We start from the raw sequence: 17,793 nt of genomic DNA, 5'->3' as shown, positions 1-17,793 counted from the left end.
TAGCTACGTGTGGACGGGATAAGTGCTGAAAGCATCTAAGCATGAAGCCCCCCTTGAGATGAGATTTCCCTTTGTAGAGATGCCTCTGAGACGAAGAGGTTGATAGGTCCGGTGTGGAAGCGTGGCGACACGTGCAGCAGACGGATACTAATCCATCGAGATCTTCTCTATAACGTTGGTCAACGTTTCTTATCCAGTTTTGAAGGTTCATCCTTCAAAGTGATGTGGTGGTAGTAGCGAAGAGGTCACACCTGTTCCCATGCCGAACACAGAAGTTAAGCTCTTCCGCGCCGATGGTAGTCGGGGTTACCCCCCGCGAGAGTAGGGCGCTGCCACATTATTACGGGCCTTGAACATTACGTTCAAGGCTTTTTCTATATGCTCCTATTGGTTACAGTTCGTTTATCCATTTGTAAAACTGGTAAGCTTCACAAAAGATTTGTCTTGTTAGTGATAGTTATATATAGTTAGAACTAATAGAAAGGTAATGCTTTCCTATTTAATGAATCATCAAAAAAGGAGATACCTTGTATGCCTGTATTAGAAAGAAAAAGAAATACATATTTGAATTGGAAATACGCATGGTGGATCCTCTTGATCCCTATCGGCTTTTATTTCGTCTCGCGTCAATCCTCCATTTTGCCGGTTCAACACGTTCTCTACATAGTGTTCACAGTGCTTTTAGGGATTGTCGGAGTTTTTGGACTTACCAGCAAGTACGGGGCAATGAAAGTTTATGGAGGTCTTTATATAACTGTGTCTTTGTTATTTGCTTATATGGGTCTTGTCTTTCTTTGGTAAGGAATAGCATGATAAAATAGGAATTGTTTTTAAAGTCTATCTCATAGACTATATACTAGATATGAATTGAAGTAATTGGTTTGCGAATGATGGTATGTCTTTTCGCAGGCTGATTGTAGAATACTTTGGAAGCAACGAGTCTGATGAAAAAGAGAGTGACCCTTATGGAAATGATCAGATGGAGTTTTGACAGGCGCAAAGTAGTACGTGCTTATTTTGATAAGTTTCCGGATAGTACTTTTTACTTCAGAAGAATACGCTCGTACTATTTTTTATACAGTTCTGACTGGAGCCATGGAGACCCTGTCCTCGATAAGGAAGATCAGGAGAAGATGCAGGTGCTTGTCAATGAAGCTCTTGGAAGAAAGAATGCGTATAAGAATAGAAAATCCAGATACACAGAAGAGTCCTACCACTAAGGACTCTTTTTTTGAAATGGTACCATAACGGGGTAGGAGGAGAGAGAATGGATCCTTTAGAAGTAATGGAGCATCTACATAAAGTGAAGCCGGTATATCATCCGATTGTGAGTGCGAGTAAGTACGAGGTTATTGGTCATGAGCTATACGGAATGTACGGAGATGATCACCGACTGGATCATTTTTTCAGAGACAGTGAAGTTCCGGATGAATTCAAGGTGGAAGTACAGAAACAGTTACTTGAAGATGCCCTGGATGCAGAAATTGAAAACGAGGATGGTACTTATCTGTTTATTCACCGTAGTGCCAGGCATCTGTTGGAGGATGACGAAGAAACTCTTTTAAGGACACTTTCAGATTATGAAGAAAAAGGATTTTCCATGGATCGTCTTGTTATTGAAGTGATGGAGCATGACTTTGAAGAGGATTTTGAAGCATTGCATCACTTGCTTCTTTACTATAAGACATTTGGAATCAAGATAGCAGTTCAGCACTCAGGAGCGAGCAGCTCTAACATTGATCTGATTCGTCAGCTGCAGCCTCACATTCTGAAAATCGATGCGAGGCTTATCAGAAATCATTATGCCGATGGTCTCCAGGACATCATGTATACTCTTCAGCTGTTGGCCAGAAGGATAGGTGCCGCTCTCTTGTTTGAGAATATCTCAGAAAGTTTCGAGCTGCAGATCGCTTGGAAGTATGGCGCCGATTATTACCAGGGAAATTATTTAGCCGAGCCCGAAGATCATTTGAAAAGTGCAACACTTAGAGCTTCCATTGAACCTTCGATTTCAGGCTTTATTAAAAGGGAGCAAAAATTGATTGAAAAGCGTCTGCAGTTTCTGAATGATTGGGAAAAAAGAATAAAAAATCTCCTTCCGAAATGGGAAGGAGAAGAGAAGCCGGAAAAGTTTTTATCCTTGGCAGGGCAATCATTCAATGAAGAAAGTTTTCGTATTTTCCTTTGTAATGAGAATGGTAAGCAAATCTCCTCGAACTTGCGTAAGAGAAAGAAAGAATGGAAACAGGAAGAGACAGCGAAAGATTCCAATTGGGCGTTCCGTCCTTATTTCCTGGAAAACGTCATGCTTATGAAAACCTGGGGTCGCGGATTATTATCAGATACTTACGCAGACATTGAAACGAAAGAATTGATCCGTACCTTCAGCTTTCCAGTGAGCAAGGATTGCTTTATTTTCATTGATATCAGCTACTCGTACATTTTTGATAATGAATGTCTGCTGACCTGATCAGCTCATTCCTTCCCAGGCGGCATTCATTCCGGCTACATGCCCTGTGACGAGTGCCGATGTGATATTATAACCTCCGGTGTAGCCGTGGATATCGAGAATTTCCCCGCAGAAATAAAGGTGATGCATTTGTTTCGATTGAAGCGTATTCGGTACGACTTCCTTGATAGAAACTCCGCCACCTGTTACAAAAGCCTTTTCCATAGGCTGGGAGTCATGGACAAGTACACGGAAGTGTTTCAGGTCATGCATGAAAGCATGGAACGCTTCTTTCGATAAGTGGGCATTCGTCTGATCTGCGGAGATTTCATTTTTCTCCAAAAGATAATCGATCATTCTTTCGGGGACGATGCCTTTTACGGTGTTCCTCCATGTTTTCTTCGGATTTTCCTGTTTTTTTACCTGATAGATGTCTGTCAGCTGCTGCATGCTGAGATCCGGACTTACATCAATCTCAATCGGGACAGGTTTATGTCCTTTCATGAATTCTTTGACGGCATACTGGGAACAACGAAGTACCGCAGGTCCGGAAATACCGAAATGGGTGAACAGCATATCCATTTGATGAGTGACGATTGTTTTCCCTTTTTTATTCAGTACACTGACGCCCACATCCCGCAGCGAGACGCCCTGTAGTTTCTTGTCTTTGATGAAAGAATCATTGGACAAAAGAGGTACTTCCGTCGGGAATAGTGTCGTGATCGAATGTCCGGCCGTTTTCGCCCATTTGTACCCGTCTCCTGTGGAACCGGTGTGGGGGACAGCTTTCCCGCCGGTTGCGATGATGATGGATTTGGTGTGAACGGAAGAACCATCAGTCAGGTGAATCGTATGGAAGTCGTCCCCGTATTGGATGGCTTCCACTTTTGTTTGTTTGCGGATTTCGACACTCAACTCGTCGAGATACCTGAGAAGAGACTGGACCACATCCTGCGCTTTGTTACTGACAGGGAACATTCTTCCATGGTCTTCTTCTTTCAGACCGACGCCTAGCCTTTCGAAAAATTCGATGATGTCATAATTATTGAAAACGGAAAAAGGGCTGTAGAGAAATTTCCCATTGCCCGGGATATGCTTGATGACTTCTTCTTCCGGCAGACGATTGGTTACGTTACAACGCCCACCACCTGAGATGGCGAGCTTGGTGCCGAGTTTCTTCCCTTTCTCGAGAAGAAGTACGGAGGCTCCCTGCTCGGCTGCAGCAATGGCTGCCATCAATCCGGAGGGGCCTCCTCCGATTACAGTTACGTGATAAGTCATGGTTTCGTCCTTTCTTGTGGTATATGTTGATAATTCAAGTGTGATAGAATGAATAGGGTTCATTCTACAATATTTGCAGAGGAAGATAAAGGTATGTCCAAAATTTTAAAAGGCACGATGATCCTTACCGGTGCCACCTTTTTATCGAAGTTTCTCGGAATGATTTATACTATTCCGTTTGAGCAGATGGTGGGGCCGGAAGGAATTGAACTGTATTTCTACGCCTATACTCCTTATAACATTCTTTTGAGTCTGTCTACGCTTGGAGTGCCTATGGCGGTTTCGAAATTTGTCTCCAAGTATAATTCGCTTGAAGATTATCAGACGAGCCGGGAGATGTTCCGTTCCGGCATGTATTTGATGGCCATCACAGGAGTCATCGCATTTTTGCTTTTGTTCTTCGGAGCGGAAAAAATCGCTTCCTTCAGCTTGTCTGACGAAGATTCTGCAGCGACGCTTCAAAATACGACTTACGTTATCCGTATGGTCAGCTTCGCTTTGTTGATCATCCCGTCTATGAGTATTATACGGGGATTCTTCCAGGGACACCAGTCGATGGCACCGACCGGCGTCTCGCAAGTGATGGAACAGATCATCAGAATCGCATTTCTACTTGCAGGGGTATATATAGTTTATTATGCGATGGATGGTTCCCTTGCAGAAGCGATCGGCATGAGTACGTTCGCAGCTTTTGTAGGGGGAGTAGCCTCTCTGATCGTTTTACTTATCTACTGGAAAAAGAGAAAGCCCCATCTCGACCGTCAGCTGGAAAAGCAGACGGAAACGTATAACATCTCGAAAAAGGATATGTTCAAAGAGTTGCTTGGTTATGCCGGCCCATTCATTCTGGTGGGTATTGCCAATCCGATTTACCAGCTGATTGATCAGTTCACGTTCAAACAGGCAATGGCAGATGCAGGACTTGCTGATGTAGCGGGAGAAGCATTGTCGGCGATACATGTGCTGAGCCATAAGCTGGTCATCATTCCGGTCACGCTGGGACTCGGTCTGGCTTTGGCGGTGCTGCCGGCGATCACGAGTTCTTATACAAAAAAAGAATTCGATAAGCTTGATGGACAAATCAACCAGGCTTTGCAGATCATCGCGTTGCTTATTATTCCTGCGGTTGTAGGTCTATCCTTATTATCAACGGAGGCGTACGGAACCTTTTACGGCCTGGATCAGCTTGATTACTTTGGGAATCTGTTGGGCTGGTATGCACCGGTAGGTCTGTTTTTCGCTTTATTCACTGTAACGTCATCTATTCTGCAAGGCGTTAATAAGCAGAATTTCGCCGTAGTGAGTCTTGGAGTGGGACTTCTGATAAAACTTTCCACCAACCACTTGCTTATCGGTTTGTTCGGAGCGAAAGGTTCCATTATTGCAACCGGTCTTGCTGTCCTGGCAGCTGTATCGTTGAACCTATGGAAGATCCAGAGAAGTACGGATTTCTCCTATTCGAAACTGTTCAAGCGCAGTTTGCTGATTTCTATTTTGACAGTGGTTATGGCAGTTGTTGTTTTGGCCGTGAAGTTTGTTGGCGGATTATGGTGGAATCCACTGGAAAATCGCAGTGGTGCGTTGGCCATTCTTATTCTTGGAATCGGAGCTGGTGGCCTGACTTACCTGTTGCTTGCATATAAAACGACGTTACTTGAACATGTGCTTGGAGAACGGGTGAAACGGATTGAACGGATATTTAAAAGAAGCTGAGGAGGTCGAAAGATGAGAATAGATAAGCTCTTAGCGAACATGGGGTTCGGTACGAGGAAAGAGGTGAAGACGCTTCTGAAAGGAGGAAGCGTCCGCGTTAATGAAACTCCAGTGAAGAATGGGAAGGCGCATGTGAATCCTGAAGAGGATCTGATCACCGTGGGTGGAGAAGAAGTGGAATACAGAGAGTTCATTTACTTGATGATGAACAAACCTGGAGATCTGATTTCTGCTACGGAAGACGCCAACGAATGGACGGTCATCGATATTCTGCAGCCGGGGGATCAGATTTTCGATCCGTTTCCGGTGGGCCGCCTTGATAAGGATACGGAAGGATTGCTGTTGTTGACGAACGATGGGCAATTGTCGCACCGTCTCACTTCCCCCAAGAAGGATGTAGGGAAAACGTATTTCGCAGAGATTTCAGGGGAGGTCTCAGAAGAGGATGTAGCAGCCTTCCAACAGGGCGTAACGCTTGATGACGGGTATGTCACCAAGCCTGCGAAGCTTCGTATCCTTGAAGCGGGGACTGTTTCCGAGATAGAAGTGACGATTACGGAAGGGAAATACCATCAAGTGAAGCGGATGTTTGAAGCAAGAGGGAAGAGAGTGGAGTACCTGAAGCGGATCAGCATGGGAGAGCTTCCCCTTGATGAAGAGTTAGAGCCCGGAGAATACCGGGAGCTTACAGAAGAAGAGCTTAGCTATCTGAAGTCTATAACGAATATGGAATGACCAAAGGGCATCCTGTCACAAAGGGTGCCTTCTTTATATCTTTTGAGAGTAAAGGATGGCCGGATCCTTGTGATTTGTGTGTTATGCGATGTTTTGCTCTTGAATAGCACAAGTAATGTCTCATTAATAACGGAATGGTACATTCAGTGACTACATAACATAGGGGAGTGGGGGTATAATGTTTTTGCGGTATACTCGTGATGGGCATCATTGTCTGAATGGGGCGAAAGCCTTTTACTTGTCTTTAAGAGTATGAAAAAGACCACTAGGAGATTTTCCGAGTGGTCTTTGTTTCTAAACGGGGTGGTTCCGCTTTTCCTTATGTCTAGCTACGAAGGCCAGAAACCCCGAGCCACAAGGAGAACAGATCAGAAAAAAGAAAGAGCACTTTTTATCTGACCGTTCTCCTTGTGACTGAGGTTTCTAAGCGGGCCTTCTCCGCTTTTCATGTCTAGCTGCACCACCCAGAAACTCGAGCCATAAGCAACTCGGATCAAAGAAAGGAAGAGCGCCTTTCGTTGACCGAGTTGCTTATGACTGAAGTTTCTAAACGGGGTGGTTCCGCTTTTCATTTTTTCCTTATGATATTTTAACTTTTTTTTCGGTTGTTTTCCATTTTCCTCTGCACGGACTGCTCACGAGACCGTTATATTCTAGTACACGCAAATCCCTTTGGACGGTTCGATCCGTAATCCCGAATTCTTCAGCTACCTGAGTCGTCGATACTGTACCCTCCGTGCGGATGAACAGGTACGTCGACTTAATGCGATCAAGCATACGTGATGATGGGCGATTCAAATAACCACTCCTTCAGTAATGGTATGAAACGGTTTCTCGTGTGCAATGTCTTAGAAGCTGATTTTATTGTACAATAGGAAATAGCAATCTTCTACCTTCTACTTTTAATTTTACAGAAGATTCATCAAATTAACAAATCATTTAAATTGGGGGCGAACGTTTCTTGCATTATTTCATCAGACGCTGGTTCTCGAAAATGGCCGAGGTGAATAACTCAACACTGTTTCTTTCGAGTGTCGCAGTTATTGTCATATTTTCCGGCCTTATTGTTCTTGTAGAACCACAGACGTTTCCGACATATTTCGAAGGCTTGTGGTGGGTTATGACCACTGTGACGACAGTCGGCTATGGAGATTATTCTCCGGTTACGATGGAAGGACAGATTGTAGCTATTTTCCTTTATCTGTTCGGGATTGGATTAATCGGGGTCGCTATCGGGAAAATCTTAGAGGTGTTCAGCTCTTATCGTAAAAAACGGATAGAAGGTGATATCGTGTTCAGTGGCAAAGATCATATTATTATTATCGGCTGGTCCAAAAAAGCGAAATTCGCAGTCGAAGAAATCATGGATACCGAGAAAGGTGTAGAAATCGTAATCATCGATGATTTGAAAGAAGCACCTCTATTGAAAGAGAACATCTATTACATAAGAGGCGATGCCTCCAAAGATGACGTCTTGATCAAAGCGAACGTGAAGAAGGCGAAATCCGTGATCGTTTTTGCAAGAGAGGGGGATTTCGGAAACTATATGGCAGATGGGGAAACACTGCTTACGGTCTCCACAATCGAATCGATCGCTCCGGATGTCCATACTATCGCAGAAATCATGGACGAGGCTCATATCAGGAATTTCAAGCATGCGAGTATCGACGAATTCATCATCTCTAACGAAACGATTTCCACACTTGCGGTACGTTCCGCTTTCCGTAAGGGAGTCTCTCATTTGTACAGTCAGTTACTCAGTCGCGGGACAGGGGATGACTTGTTCCACATTCCGCTCAAGAAGAGATGGAAAACGTATGAAGATGCCTTCAATGATCTGCTCGATCAGGGGGCTACTCTTATCGCAGACGGAAGTGATTTGACGATCAACCGTAAGTTGAAAGAACCACTGCCAGAGGACGCAGAACTATATGCGATATGTGATGAAGATACATTCAAGCGTATTGCAGGAAAAGGAGCGAGGGATCATGACAAAGATGACAACGGAACAAATGACTGAAGAATTCGAGCAACGTCTGGAGCGCCTCATCCGAATTCCGAGCGAATATTCGACAGACGAACCGCCTTTCGGAAAAAATATAAGAAAAGCGCTTCATGAACTTTTGTCTATCGCAGAAGAGGATGGATTCACAACAGAAAATGTGGATGATTTCGCTGGACATATCGAATTCGGAGAAGGGGAAGAGATTTTCGGCATCCTTGCCCACCTTGACGTCGTTCCTGCAGGAAACGGCTGGAAGCACTCTCCTTATGCCTTGACGAAAAAAGATGGAAAACTCTATGGACGAGGTACCCAGGACGATAAGGGTCCCCTTATAGCTGCCTATATGGCCATGAAAGCCTTGAAACAAGAAGGGTTTCTTCCGAAGAAAAGAGTGAGATTGATTGCTGGAACAGATGAAGAAAGAGAGTGGAAAGGAATCGATCATTACTTTTCGAAGAAAGAGATGCCTGATTTCGGGTTCACCCCTGATGCGGTCTTTCCGGTTATTCATGCGGAAAAAGGACTGATTGATGCTTCTTTGAATCTGAAAACGAATGTTTCTGAGGACGAGAGCACTTATATTGAAAGGATTGAGGCCGGGGATCGATTGAACATGGTTCCTGACGCTACAGAAGTAACCATCGTGCATAAAGGAGAACAAAAACTAACCTTTCCTTCGGCTGATAACGTAACCTGGAATGGAGATAGAGTAACTATTCATTTCAGTGGGAAAGCAGCCCATGGAAGCACTCCGGAACGAGGAGAGAACGCTGTACTGAAAACGATGAGTGCACTCGAAGGTATGGATTTCCCAGAATCTCAGCAAAGGGCTATCACCTGGATGGTAGAACATATGAAAGCGTCTGATGGTAAAGGAATGGGAATCCCTTTTGAAGATGAGATTTCCGGGGCATTGACGATGAATGTAGGGACGCTGCATGGCTCTATGGAGAACTGGAAAGTCGGCATCAATATCCGTTACCCGATCAGCTATTCTCACGACGATGTAGTTACAAATCTGAAAAACCTGCTCCCGGCCTCAGTCGAATACGAAGAAGTGGATCAAATGCAGTCTCTATATGTTCCGGAAGACCACCCAGGGGTTCAGACACTCCTTACATCTTATGAAAAAGTTACCGGTGAAACGAGTGAAGCGAAAGCGATCGGCGGGGCGACCTATGCCCGTGTGTTGGAGAACGGCGTTGCGTTCGGAGCGATTTTCCCGGAAAGTCCTGACTCAGCTCACCAGGCGGATGAATGCGTAAGAGTCGAAGACATGCAAAGAGCCATGGAAATATATAAGTCCGCGATTTATGAATGGACAAGAAAATGAGTACCTGTCATTCCGTATAGGAGGGTGGTATAATTGGGGATACCTCATTATTTCATAGGGATACCTGTGGAAGATGAACAGTTGATTGATTTGTTAGTGGATAGACAAAAGTGGCTTAGAGAGCACATGGACTACAAAGTATGGACAGAACCGGAAGATTTTCATATGACCCTCCGCTTTCTCGGGGAAGTGAAAGATCTTTCTGACTGGAAGTATAGAGTGGAGGAGGCCTCACGTTATTCTTCATTCTCTGTGAAAGTTTCAGGTACTGATTTTTTCGGGAGTAAGAAAACGCCGAGAGTGGTTTATCAGGCAAGTTCACTCCCTCCGGAACTTCACCACCTATATAGCCATTTTCAGGAATCAGATGATGGTCGTTTCTCTCCTCACATCACTCTCGCTAAAAAATGGAGAGAAGGAGTGCTGCCTCCCGATTTACCGAAGGATGATTTCACGTGGGAAATCGATACTTGTGCTCTCTTCAGGATTCACCCCGGAACCACGCCTAAGTATGAGAAGGTGACTTCCGGATTTCTGAAAAAGTGAGAAGGAGGAGCGGAAGTCCGGGTGTTTCGACACTTTCTAAAAGACAGGTGAAAATATGGCACAACTCATAAAACTTCAGGATTATATTTCAAGATATGAAACGAATGTCTATCAATATTCCAGTCAATTCATTCAAATGAAGACAGCGAATTGGAAGGGACTCCAGGATGCCTGGAAGCGCGGACAATTGCCTGAACCGGAAAATGACGAAGAGCCTTCCGAGCAGGAAGAAGAAGGCGTCATGAAACGAATGTGGAAGAAGATGAGGAAAAAAGATGACGTGGATATTTGGCAGGAAGAAGAAACCGTCTCCAAGGTCCCCGCTACGGAAGATGAATTGAAAATCGATTTTTTGGACCGTCTCCTATCGTTTCAATTGAAGTGGGCATCGACGACGATTCAAGAGAAATCTTTTTTGGATCGTTCGTATGAACAGGATCCCCTGCTGAAATTTTATTTGCAGCGATTCCCTGATACATATCTGTTGATGTTCAATCCGCACGTAGAGATGAAACGGGCCATTCTTGATTTGGAGCAACTGCTGATCGGTCCACATGAGCTTGATATTATCGTACATCTGGATGTGGAAGAGGATTCGGCTATTTACCCTGAAGAAGGAAAATCATGGTATATAGAAGATAGAGGGATCAGGAAGAAGATACCTAACCCTCTCCTCTCATTGCAGAGGGCTGAGACCTATGTTCGTAGTGTGTTCCATACGTACGGGCATTCCTTCCCTTATCGCAAGATTGTTCTTGCCCCGAAAGGACACTTCGCTAAAACGACCCGCCCTTATCAGACCGACTATATCGGGAAAGAAGAATATGAGGGATGGATGAACGAGAAGCGGATGTTGAAAATGCCCCTGAAACATGCCCAGTTGAAGACAGCACAGCTACTGTTGAAACACACGAGGACTACTTCTGTGCGGAGGCCTGAATGGGAAGAGACTGAATAACTTGAAAGAACAGAGGGTTTTGCGTTACCCTAAGTAAGTCTTTTAAAGAATGAGTGACCGAAGAAAACTCAACAAGAATTGAGGAATTGAAGGTGAATTGGTTGGAACAATTATTAGGGGACGGGTGGTCGATCACTCCAGCAGGAGGTTCGACCGGAGAAGCCTACTATGCGAAAAAACAGGAAGGAAAACGTTTGTTTTTGAAACGCAATTCTTCCCCCTTCCTTGCTGTTCTTTCAGCGGAGGGTATCGTGCCGAAGCTGGTATGGACGAAACGGTTGGAGAGCGGAGACGTAATAACTGCTCAGGATTGGATGGATGGACGCGAATTGGAGCCGGAAGAGATGGCTCATCCGAGGGTCGCGAAACTCCTCAGCAAAATCCATCACTCCAAAGAACTGCTCGACATGCTTATGCGTCTCGGGAAATCACCACTCTCCCCGACAGATATATTAACAGATATAGTAAATGATCTTTCGCTGACGACGAGCCTCAAGCAATATCCGGAAGTGAACCAGGCTCTTTCTTATCTAGAAACGCACTGTTTCAACCTCGATGACTCGGAATACGTCGTATGTCACTGCGATACCAATCACAACAACTGGCTGCTATCGAGCGATGAGTATTTATATCTTATTGATTGGGATAATGCGATGGTAGCTGATCCGGCTCTTGATTTGGGAATGCTTCTCTATTTCTATGTTCCGGAAACGCACTGGAAAGAATGGCTTACTCACTACGGTATAGAGCCCACGGAGGAGTTGTTCGGGAGAATGAAATGGTATGCGATATCGCAGTTGCTTTCCTTCATCCAGTGGCACGAGATGCGAGGGGAATCTGGAGAAGTGCGGGAACGTGTTCATTTACTGAAGAATATACTATAGAGCAGACTGTCGGTTTAAGGCAGTCTGCTTTATTTTTTGCAATAAAAAAGATAAGCGATTCAGCCATCGGAAAGAGATCCTTTGGCTGTTTCGCTTATCTTTTTTATTCAAGTTATAGAAATCCTGGTTTATTTAAGAGCAGGTTTGATTGGCAATTATACTTCTGGTGCATATTTAAGTTTATTTTCACGAGCTTCCGAGCTTGTTTTCTCAGCCAAGAGTTCAACCGGATAGACGAATAGGCTGTAACCTACGAAAAACACACCGAAAACTGCAAGGATTGTAAGATCAACGATACCACGTAGTAGTTTCATCATTTCATCTCCATTTTATTTAATAGTTTTGTTTCGCACAAATACAATCATAGGTCAGGAAGCGCTTTCAACCCAAATGGGTATATGTATCGTTTGTCGCTGTACATTCGCCCAAGTCGAGAGATGTCTCGTATAACTCCTTTATACCATTACATTGGAAGGTATACTCCTTGATGCTCTATCATAGGAGAATTTTGATAATAAATTTTATTTTTCCATGAAAACCGTGGTACGATAGCAAAGAAAAGGAGGAGTTTTACGTGAGAATAAGAAATAAACCGTGGGCCGACGACTTTTTTGAAGAGAACGACGATGTAGTCGTCAGTGAGCCCTTTTCATATAAAGGAAAATGGCAGGAGATTTTTGAGGAGGAACAGCCCCTTCATCTTGAAATAGGTTCCGGAAAGGGACAATTCATTGCAGGAATGGCCGGTACGTTCCCTGATGTTAATTTTATAGGGATAGAACGTGTGAAAAGTGTCATGGTAGGAGCGCTGAAGAAGGTGAAAGAAGCGGAAGTCTCCAACGCCAGGCTGGTGAACGAAGATGCGAAAGATTTACGTGATATGTTCGCCGAAAACGAGATTGACCACCTTTATCTGAACTTCTCGGATCCCTGGCCGAAAACGAAACATGAAAAGCGCCGCCTTACGTATCGAACATTTCTGGAACAGTATGAGTCGATCTTGAAACCCGGAGGGAAGCTCACCCTCAAGACGGACAACCGTGGACTTTTCGAATACTCGTTGAGCAGTTTCTCTAAATTCGGAATGGTGATTGAGGATGTGACGCTTGATTTGCATGAACTCGAAGATGAGAACAATGTAATGACAGAATACGAGCAGAAGTTTTCAGAGAAAGGACAGCCTATTTACCGCTGCACTGTCTCTGTAAGCGTATGATATCGCTTACAATTAATCCCCCTCCTATGCTACTATAAAAAAAGAGGAGGGGTGGAAAATGGAAAAACTGAATGTAGGCGAGGCTAGACTGACGTGGTTGCAAGGTGGGAACAATCACCTGGATGGCGGTGCAATGTTCGGGGTGGTGCCGAAACCGTTATGGAGCAAAAAGTATCCGGTTAATGAAAAGAACCAGATTGAATTACGCACAGATCCGATTTTGCTTCAGATAGACGGCAAGCACCTTCTTATCGACTCCGGTATGGGAAGGGGCAAACTTTCAGAGAAACAGAAAAGGAACTTCGGTGTAACAGAAGAGAGTCAGGTGGATGAATCCCTATCTGAGCTGGGGTTGTCCCGTGAAGATATCGATTTCGTATTGATGACTCATCTTCATTTCGATCATGCCTGTGGTCTTACGGAAAAGAAAGAGGAAGGGTATCACTCCGTATTCACAAATGCAACTATCATTACAAGTGAGACAGAATGGCAGGAAATGAAGAATCCGAATATGCGTTCTAAGAATACATATTGGAAAGAGAATTGGGAACCGATTCAACATCAGGTTGAAACTTTCAGTGATTCCTATGAGGTTTTGGCTGGATTGCGAATGTTCCATACGAGTGGACATAGCGACGGTCACTGTGTACTTTCCTTCGAAAGGGATGGCGAGTCTTTTATCCACATGGCAGACCTTATGCCGACGAATGCTCATCAGAACAAACTATGGGCGCTTGCTTTTGATGATTATCCGGTTACCAGTGTGCATCAGAAGGATAAGTGGATGGATGAAGGGTACCGGAAAGAGGCCTGGTATACGTTTTATCATGATGCGTACTATAGAGCGCTGAAGTTCGACGAAGAAGGAAATGTAATCGATGAGGTTTCGAGAAAGCGGATCTGATTATATGCTGCAGTCCCGACCGTTTCACGGTCGGGACTTTCGTTTGTGGTTGGACTGTCAGATGTTGATTTATCAGGCGTTTTCGTGAAGTACTGGAACAAAAAATGTCTTATATTTTTCATAAGCGATGGTTTCTTAATGGATTCTTGAGAAGAATGTCCCATACCTTGAGTTATAAGACAATTCTCTTCTTTATTAGAAAGATTATTGAAGGATAACTTGTCGATCATTGGTCTCGAGCATTTTCCAAAGTGTGGATAGCGAACTATTTTCGTGATATATGAAAAAACCCGGGCAAGAGAGGGGATATGCTTCCTCTTTTGTCCGGGTTCTGAAGTTTTTAAGCGGGATGACTCTACTTTTCATGTCTAGCTGCGAAGAACAGAAGCCCGAAATATAAGCAGCCAATCCTGTTTCAGGAAAGATCACCCGAAACGAGGCTCGTCTGCTTATATTTGAGCTTCTAAACGTTCTTCTCCGCTTTTCTTTTTGTCTAGCTACGAAGCCCAGAAACCCCGAGCCACAAGGAGAACAGATCAGAAAAAAGAAAGAACGTTTTTCATCTGACCAGGCTATTTATGACTGAAGTTTCTAAACGGGATGACTCCGCTTTTCTTTTTAAGAAGCTTCTTCGGAGACGTCTACGATGGTGCCTGTTGCACTGTCGATGAAGAATTCATATTGGGACGTTTCTCCGTCCTGGTTGCGGGAAATTCCGCCACGATATACATCATAATTGATTCCGTTTTTGTTCAGTTGTTCCGGCTTCATGTAGATCCAGGAGCCGCTGATTGGTCCCTGTTTTTTGAAAGCTTCTTTAGCGATTTTCAGAGCTTTCTCAGGGTTGACGCCTTTTTTACTTGAAACCTGTTCTTTTACTACATAGCCGGCAAGAATACCAGCTCCTGTAGCTAGAGCTACCTTTTTCCAATCCATATTATTCACCTCTACTATTTTATGATAATACTCATTATACTAAAGTATCCGCTGAAAAGAAAATCTAAACTTTCAGATACGAATTGTAGCAAGCCTCGCCATCTTCCGTTAAAATGGAAGAGAGATCAAGAAAAGGGGTTGTACATATATGGATCAGGAAACAAAGCAGTTGTTTCAGACATTGACGGAACTTCCTGGTGCTCCGGGAAACGAACGAGATGTACGCACGTTCATGAAAGAACAGTTGGAAACATATGCAGATGAAGTGGTCCAGGACAAGCTGGGCGGTGTGTTTGGCAAGAAGCATGGAGAGGGTCCACGTGTCATGGTTGCCGGGCATATGGATGAAGTCGGATTCATGGTTACACAGATTACGGAAAACGGGATGCTTCGATTCCAACCGCTCGGTGGCTGGTGGAGTCAGGTACTTTTGGCTCAGCGCGTCCAGATCATGACCAGAAGCGGAGCTGTCACCGGTGTAATCGGCTCTATCCCTCCACATAACCTTACGGAAGAACAGCGCAAGAAACCGATGGAAATGAAGAACATGCTGATTGATATCGGAGCGGATGATCGTGCTGATGCTGAAAGGATAGGAATCAAGCCTGGTCAACCAATCGTTCCTGTATGCCCGTTCACTCCGATGGCCAATGAGAAAAAAATCATGGCCAAAGCGTGGGACAATCGGTACGGGTGCGGTCTTTCTGTAGAATTGTTGAAAGAGCTTCAGGGCGAAACGCTTCCGAATGAACTGTATTCCGGCGCTACCGTGCAGGAAGAAGTCGGTCTGCGAGGTGCACAGGTAGCTGCTAATATGATCAAGCCGGATATCTTTTATGCTTTGGATGCTTCTCCTGCCAATGATATGTCCGGAGACAGCAAGGAATTCGGTCAGTTAGGAAAAGGGGCTCTCCTACGTATTTTTGACCGTACGATGGTGACGCACCGGGGAATCAGAGAATTCATTCTGGATACGGCGGAGACGAACAATATCCCTTATCAATACTTCATTTCTCAGGGAGGCACAGATGCCGGTCGCGTCCATATTGCTAATGACGGCATACCTTCTGCTGTAGTCGGCATTTGTTCCCGCTACATTCATACGTCGTCTTCGATTATACATGTGGATGACTACGCAGCCGCTAAAGAATTATTGGTGAAACTCGTTAAAGAAACGGATGCCAATACACTCGAACAAATAAAAGGAAATGTATAACATAAATCCGCTCAGCTTTTCATGTTTAGGCTGAGCGATTTTTTTGCTATAATGAGTGAATCATACTTTAAGAATAGTGCAGGTGGATGACATGAAAATTTATGTAGGTTCTTTGAATCCTTCTAAGCTGACTGCTGTGTCAGAAGCTTTCCCGGAAGAAACCGTCGTGGAGATGGATGTGGATTCGAAAGTTTCTTCCCAGCCATTTTCAGATGAAGAAACGCTCGAAGGTGCGATCCACCGTGCTCGGGAGTGTGCGATGGCCTCTAAAGCAGACCTCGGAATAGGCCTTGAGGGCGGAGTGATGGAAATCGATGATGACTTGTATCTCTGTAACTGGGGAGCGCTTGTCGATCAGTACGAAAACATCTATACGGCTGCAGGAGCAAGAATCAAACTGCCGGAAGAAGTTCACGAACAGATGAACAAAGGCCTCGAACTTGGAGAGGTCATGGAAAAATATACGCAGAAAAACAATGTACGTAAGAAAGAAGGCGCCATCGGAATCTTTACGAATGGACAGATGAATCGGGATAAAATGTTTCAGCATATCGTTACCCTTTTGAAGGGACAATGGGAATATGATCAATTGTAAAGCGATCACGTCCTGAGGCGTGATCGCTTCTTTTGGCTATTTTGATTTCTTGAATATGGACAACTCAGATGAGTTTGCGGACCTGAAGGTGATTTTTGCGGACATAAAACAATAATATCCGCTTGTTTGCGGACCTTATCAGAGTTTATGCGGAGTTGGACAAGGTTTCTAAGCGGGGTGCTTCCGCTTTTCTTTTCAGATCCAGCTGCGAAGAACAGAAGCCCGAAACATAAGCAGCCAACCCTGTTTCGGGAAAGGTCGCCCGAATACAGGCTCGTCTGCTTATATTTAAGCTTCTAAACGTTCTTCTCCACATTTCCTTTTCAGATCCAGCTAGATCACCCAGAAACCCGAGCCATAAGTAGCCAGGATCAGAAAAAGAAAGAGCACATTTGTCTGACCTGTCTACTTATGACTTAGGTTTCTAAGCGGGGTGCTTCCGCTTTTCTTACCTTACTCATAAACATACCCAAGTACATCAATAGCCTGATCGATGGTTTCTACAGTGACAGTCGCCTGGTTCGATAGTTCTTTCAGTGGGTGAATCAGGTTTTCGTCTCTTATCAGAATCGTCGGTTTTCCTGCCTGGATAGCGATTCCCGCGTCCATGGCTGTGTTCCATTGTTTGTAATTTTCACCGAAGTATATGATGACGGCATCCGATCTTTCCATGAGGAGCTTCGTGCGGAAATTGTTGATCGAAGAAGCTTTGTCGTCTTTTATTTCTTTGTTCGGTTGTGGACCAAGTATATCTTCTCCGACATCATCAGAACGACTATGGTTTTCCTGGGGATGGACAAACTTCGCCTGAACCCCTTTTTCATCGGCTTTTTGTTTAACCGTATCTCTCCAGTCATCATGAATTTGACCCGCTAAGTATACGCGCAGTTCCATGAAATCCCTCCTTAATGTTTTATCTCCGTGCAATATACCCTAAAAGTAAAACAGTTAATCCACAAGCGAATTTTCCCGGTATCACTTTACAAGTGTATATACACTGGAATATGCTTAGAAGAAATGGA

General features: G+C 44.4%; 18 protein-coding genes, 2 rRNA genes and 1 pseudogene. 16 read left to right on the top strand and 5 right to left on the bottom strand.

From position 1 onward, the window contains the following. The 5 genes from BLQ44_RS13715 to BLQ44_RS13695 form a co-directional block, all read left to right on the top strand. Nucleotides 1–171, top strand: a 23S ribosomal RNA gene (locus BLQ44_RS13715); the annotation flags it as partial. 52 nt (nucleotides 172–223) lie between these two features. After that, a 5S ribosomal RNA gene (gene rrf, locus BLQ44_RS13710) occupies nucleotides 224–338 on the top strand. Nucleotides 339–531: 193 nt separating this feature from the next. Next, on the top strand, nucleotides 532–801 hold the full coding sequence (locus tag BLQ44_RS13705) for a hypothetical protein (RefSeq protein ID WP_093194475.1): 270 nt from the start codon (nucleotides 532–534) through the stop codon (nucleotides 799–801). Between the two features lie 164 nt (nucleotides 802–965). Continuing rightward, nucleotides 966–1,220, top strand: coding sequence for a hypothetical protein (locus BLQ44_RS13700; RefSeq protein WP_093194474.1), 255 nt, complete (start codon nucleotides 966–968; stop codon nucleotides 1,218–1,220). A 47-nt stretch (nucleotides 1,221–1,267) separates the two neighbouring features. Further along, entirely contained in the window at nucleotides 1,268–2,470 is a 1,203-nt protein-coding gene (locus tag BLQ44_RS13695) for an EAL domain-containing protein (RefSeq protein WP_093194473.1), read from the top strand. Here BLQ44_RS13695 and BLQ44_RS13690 read toward each other — a convergent pair whose 3' ends face one another. Beyond that, nucleotides 2,471–3,730, bottom strand: coding sequence for a BaiN/RdsA family NAD(P)/FAD-dependent oxidoreductase (locus BLQ44_RS13690; RefSeq protein ID WP_093194472.1), 1,260 nt, complete (start codon nucleotides 3,728–3,730; stop codon nucleotides 2,471–2,473). Between the two features lie 93 nt (nucleotides 3,731–3,823). Between BLQ44_RS13690 and BLQ44_RS13685 the strand changes: the two genes are divergently transcribed. Both BLQ44_RS13685 and BLQ44_RS13680 read left to right on the top strand, forming a co-directional pair. Continuing rightward, nucleotides 3,824–5,443: a putative polysaccharide biosynthesis protein gene (locus tag BLQ44_RS13685; RefSeq protein ID WP_093194471.1), complete on the top strand. Its 1,620-nt coding sequence runs from the start codon at nucleotides 3,824–3,826 to the stop codon at nucleotides 5,441–5,443. A gap of 12 nt (nucleotides 5,444–5,455) precedes the next feature. Further along, on the top strand, nucleotides 5,456–6,178 hold the full coding sequence (locus tag BLQ44_RS13680) for a pseudouridine synthase (protein WP_093194470.1): 723 nt from the start codon (nucleotides 5,456–5,458) through the stop codon (nucleotides 6,176–6,178). 579 nt (nucleotides 6,179–6,757) lie between these two features. On the opposite strand, the gene BLQ44_RS13670 is transcribed toward BLQ44_RS13680, so the two are convergent. Then, nucleotides 6,758–6,976 (bottom strand): DeoR family transcriptional regulator, encoded by a 219-nt coding sequence (locus tag BLQ44_RS13670; protein WP_093194468.1) that lies wholly within the window; start codon nucleotides 6,974–6,976, stop codon nucleotides 6,758–6,760. Nucleotides 6,977–7,139: 163 nt separating this feature from the next. Between BLQ44_RS13670 and BLQ44_RS13665 the strand changes: the two genes are divergently transcribed. The 5 genes from BLQ44_RS13665 to BLQ44_RS13645 all read left to right on the top strand — a co-directional run bounded on the left by BLQ44_RS13665 (nucleotide 7,140) and on the right by BLQ44_RS13645 (nucleotide 11,904). Continuing rightward, on the top strand, nucleotides 7,140–8,198 hold the full coding sequence (locus tag BLQ44_RS13665) for a potassium channel family protein (RefSeq protein WP_245688173.1): 1,059 nt from the start codon (nucleotides 7,140–7,142) through the stop codon (nucleotides 8,196–8,198). After that, nucleotides 8,167–9,516, top strand: a complete 1,350-nt coding sequence (gene pepV, locus BLQ44_RS13660; protein WP_176757526.1) for a dipeptidase PepV — start codon at nucleotides 8,167–8,169, stop codon at nucleotides 9,514–9,516. The genes BLQ44_RS13665 and pepV overlap by 32 nt, the downstream gene beginning before the upstream one ends. 33 nt (nucleotides 9,517–9,549) lie before the next feature. Further along, a complete protein-coding gene (gene thpR, locus BLQ44_RS13655; protein ID WP_093194466.1) occupies nucleotides 9,550–10,062 on the top strand; it encodes an RNA 2',3'-cyclic phosphodiesterase in 513 nt (170 codons plus the stop codon). Nucleotides 10,063–10,117: 55 nt separating this feature from the next. Further along, the gene (locus BLQ44_RS13650; protein ID WP_093194465.1) at nucleotides 10,118–11,020 is read left to right on the top strand and encodes an NERD domain-containing protein; all 903 of its coding nucleotides are present in this window, start codon (nucleotides 10,118–10,120) and stop codon (nucleotides 11,018–11,020) included. Between the two features lie 92 nt (nucleotides 11,021–11,112). Beyond that, nucleotides 11,113–11,904: a phosphotransferase family protein gene (locus BLQ44_RS13645; protein ID WP_176757525.1), complete on the top strand. Its 792-nt coding sequence runs from the start codon at nucleotides 11,113–11,115 to the stop codon at nucleotides 11,902–11,904. Between the two features lie 155 nt (nucleotides 11,905–12,059). Here BLQ44_RS13645 and BLQ44_RS16590 read toward each other — a convergent pair whose 3' ends face one another. After that, nucleotides 12,060–12,218, bottom strand: coding sequence for a hypothetical protein (locus BLQ44_RS16590; protein ID WP_176757524.1), 159 nt, complete (start codon nucleotides 12,216–12,218; stop codon nucleotides 12,060–12,062). A gap of 254 nt (nucleotides 12,219–12,472) precedes the next feature. Here BLQ44_RS16590 and trmB point away from each other — a divergent pair. After that, a pseudogene (gene trmB / locus BLQ44_RS13640) lies at nucleotides 12,473–13,120 on the top strand (tRNA (guanosine(46)-N7)-methyltransferase TrmB); the annotation flags it as partial. 58 nt (nucleotides 13,121–13,178) lie between these two features. Continuing rightward, on the top strand, nucleotides 13,179–14,024 hold the full coding sequence (locus tag BLQ44_RS13635) for a YtnP family quorum-quenching lactonase (protein WP_093194462.1): 846 nt from the start codon (nucleotides 13,179–13,181) through the stop codon (nucleotides 14,022–14,024). A 618-nt stretch (nucleotides 14,025–14,642) separates the two neighbouring features. Here BLQ44_RS13635 and BLQ44_RS13630 read toward each other — a convergent pair. Then, nucleotides 14,643–14,960: a PepSY domain-containing protein gene (locus tag BLQ44_RS13630; protein ID WP_093194461.1), complete on the bottom strand. Its 318-nt coding sequence runs from the start codon at nucleotides 14,958–14,960 to the stop codon at nucleotides 14,643–14,645. A 148-nt stretch (nucleotides 14,961–15,108) separates the two neighbouring features. Here BLQ44_RS13630 and BLQ44_RS13625 point away from each other — a divergent pair, with 148 nt between their 5' ends. Together BLQ44_RS13625 and BLQ44_RS13620 are read left to right on the top strand one after the other, a co-directional pair. Next, the gene (locus BLQ44_RS13625) at nucleotides 15,109–16,176 is read left to right on the top strand and encodes a M42 family metallopeptidase (RefSeq protein WP_093194460.1); all 1,068 of its coding nucleotides are present in this window, start codon (nucleotides 15,109–15,111) and stop codon (nucleotides 16,174–16,176) included. 91 nt (nucleotides 16,177–16,267) lie between these two features. Beyond that, nucleotides 16,268–16,771, top strand: coding sequence for a DUF84 family protein (locus BLQ44_RS13620; protein WP_093194459.1), 504 nt, complete (start codon nucleotides 16,268–16,270; stop codon nucleotides 16,769–16,771). 453 nt (nucleotides 16,772–17,224) lie between these two features. Here the strand turns inward: BLQ44_RS13620 and BLQ44_RS13615 are convergent, their stop codons facing one another. After that, nucleotides 17,225–17,665, bottom strand: coding sequence for a YtoQ family protein (locus BLQ44_RS13615; RefSeq protein WP_093194458.1), 441 nt, complete (start codon nucleotides 17,663–17,665; stop codon nucleotides 17,225–17,227). Nucleotides 17,666–17,793 lie beyond the last annotated feature (128 nt).

Origin of the sequence: Salimicrobium halophilum, from assembly GCF_900100295.1 — a bacterium.
GTDB classification, from domain to species: domain Bacteria; phylum Bacillota; class Bacilli; order Bacillales; family Halobacillaceae; genus Salimicrobium; species Salimicrobium halophilum.
Note: the sequence above shows the minus strand (reverse complement) of the source record. Positions and strands in the feature narration are given on the sequence as shown.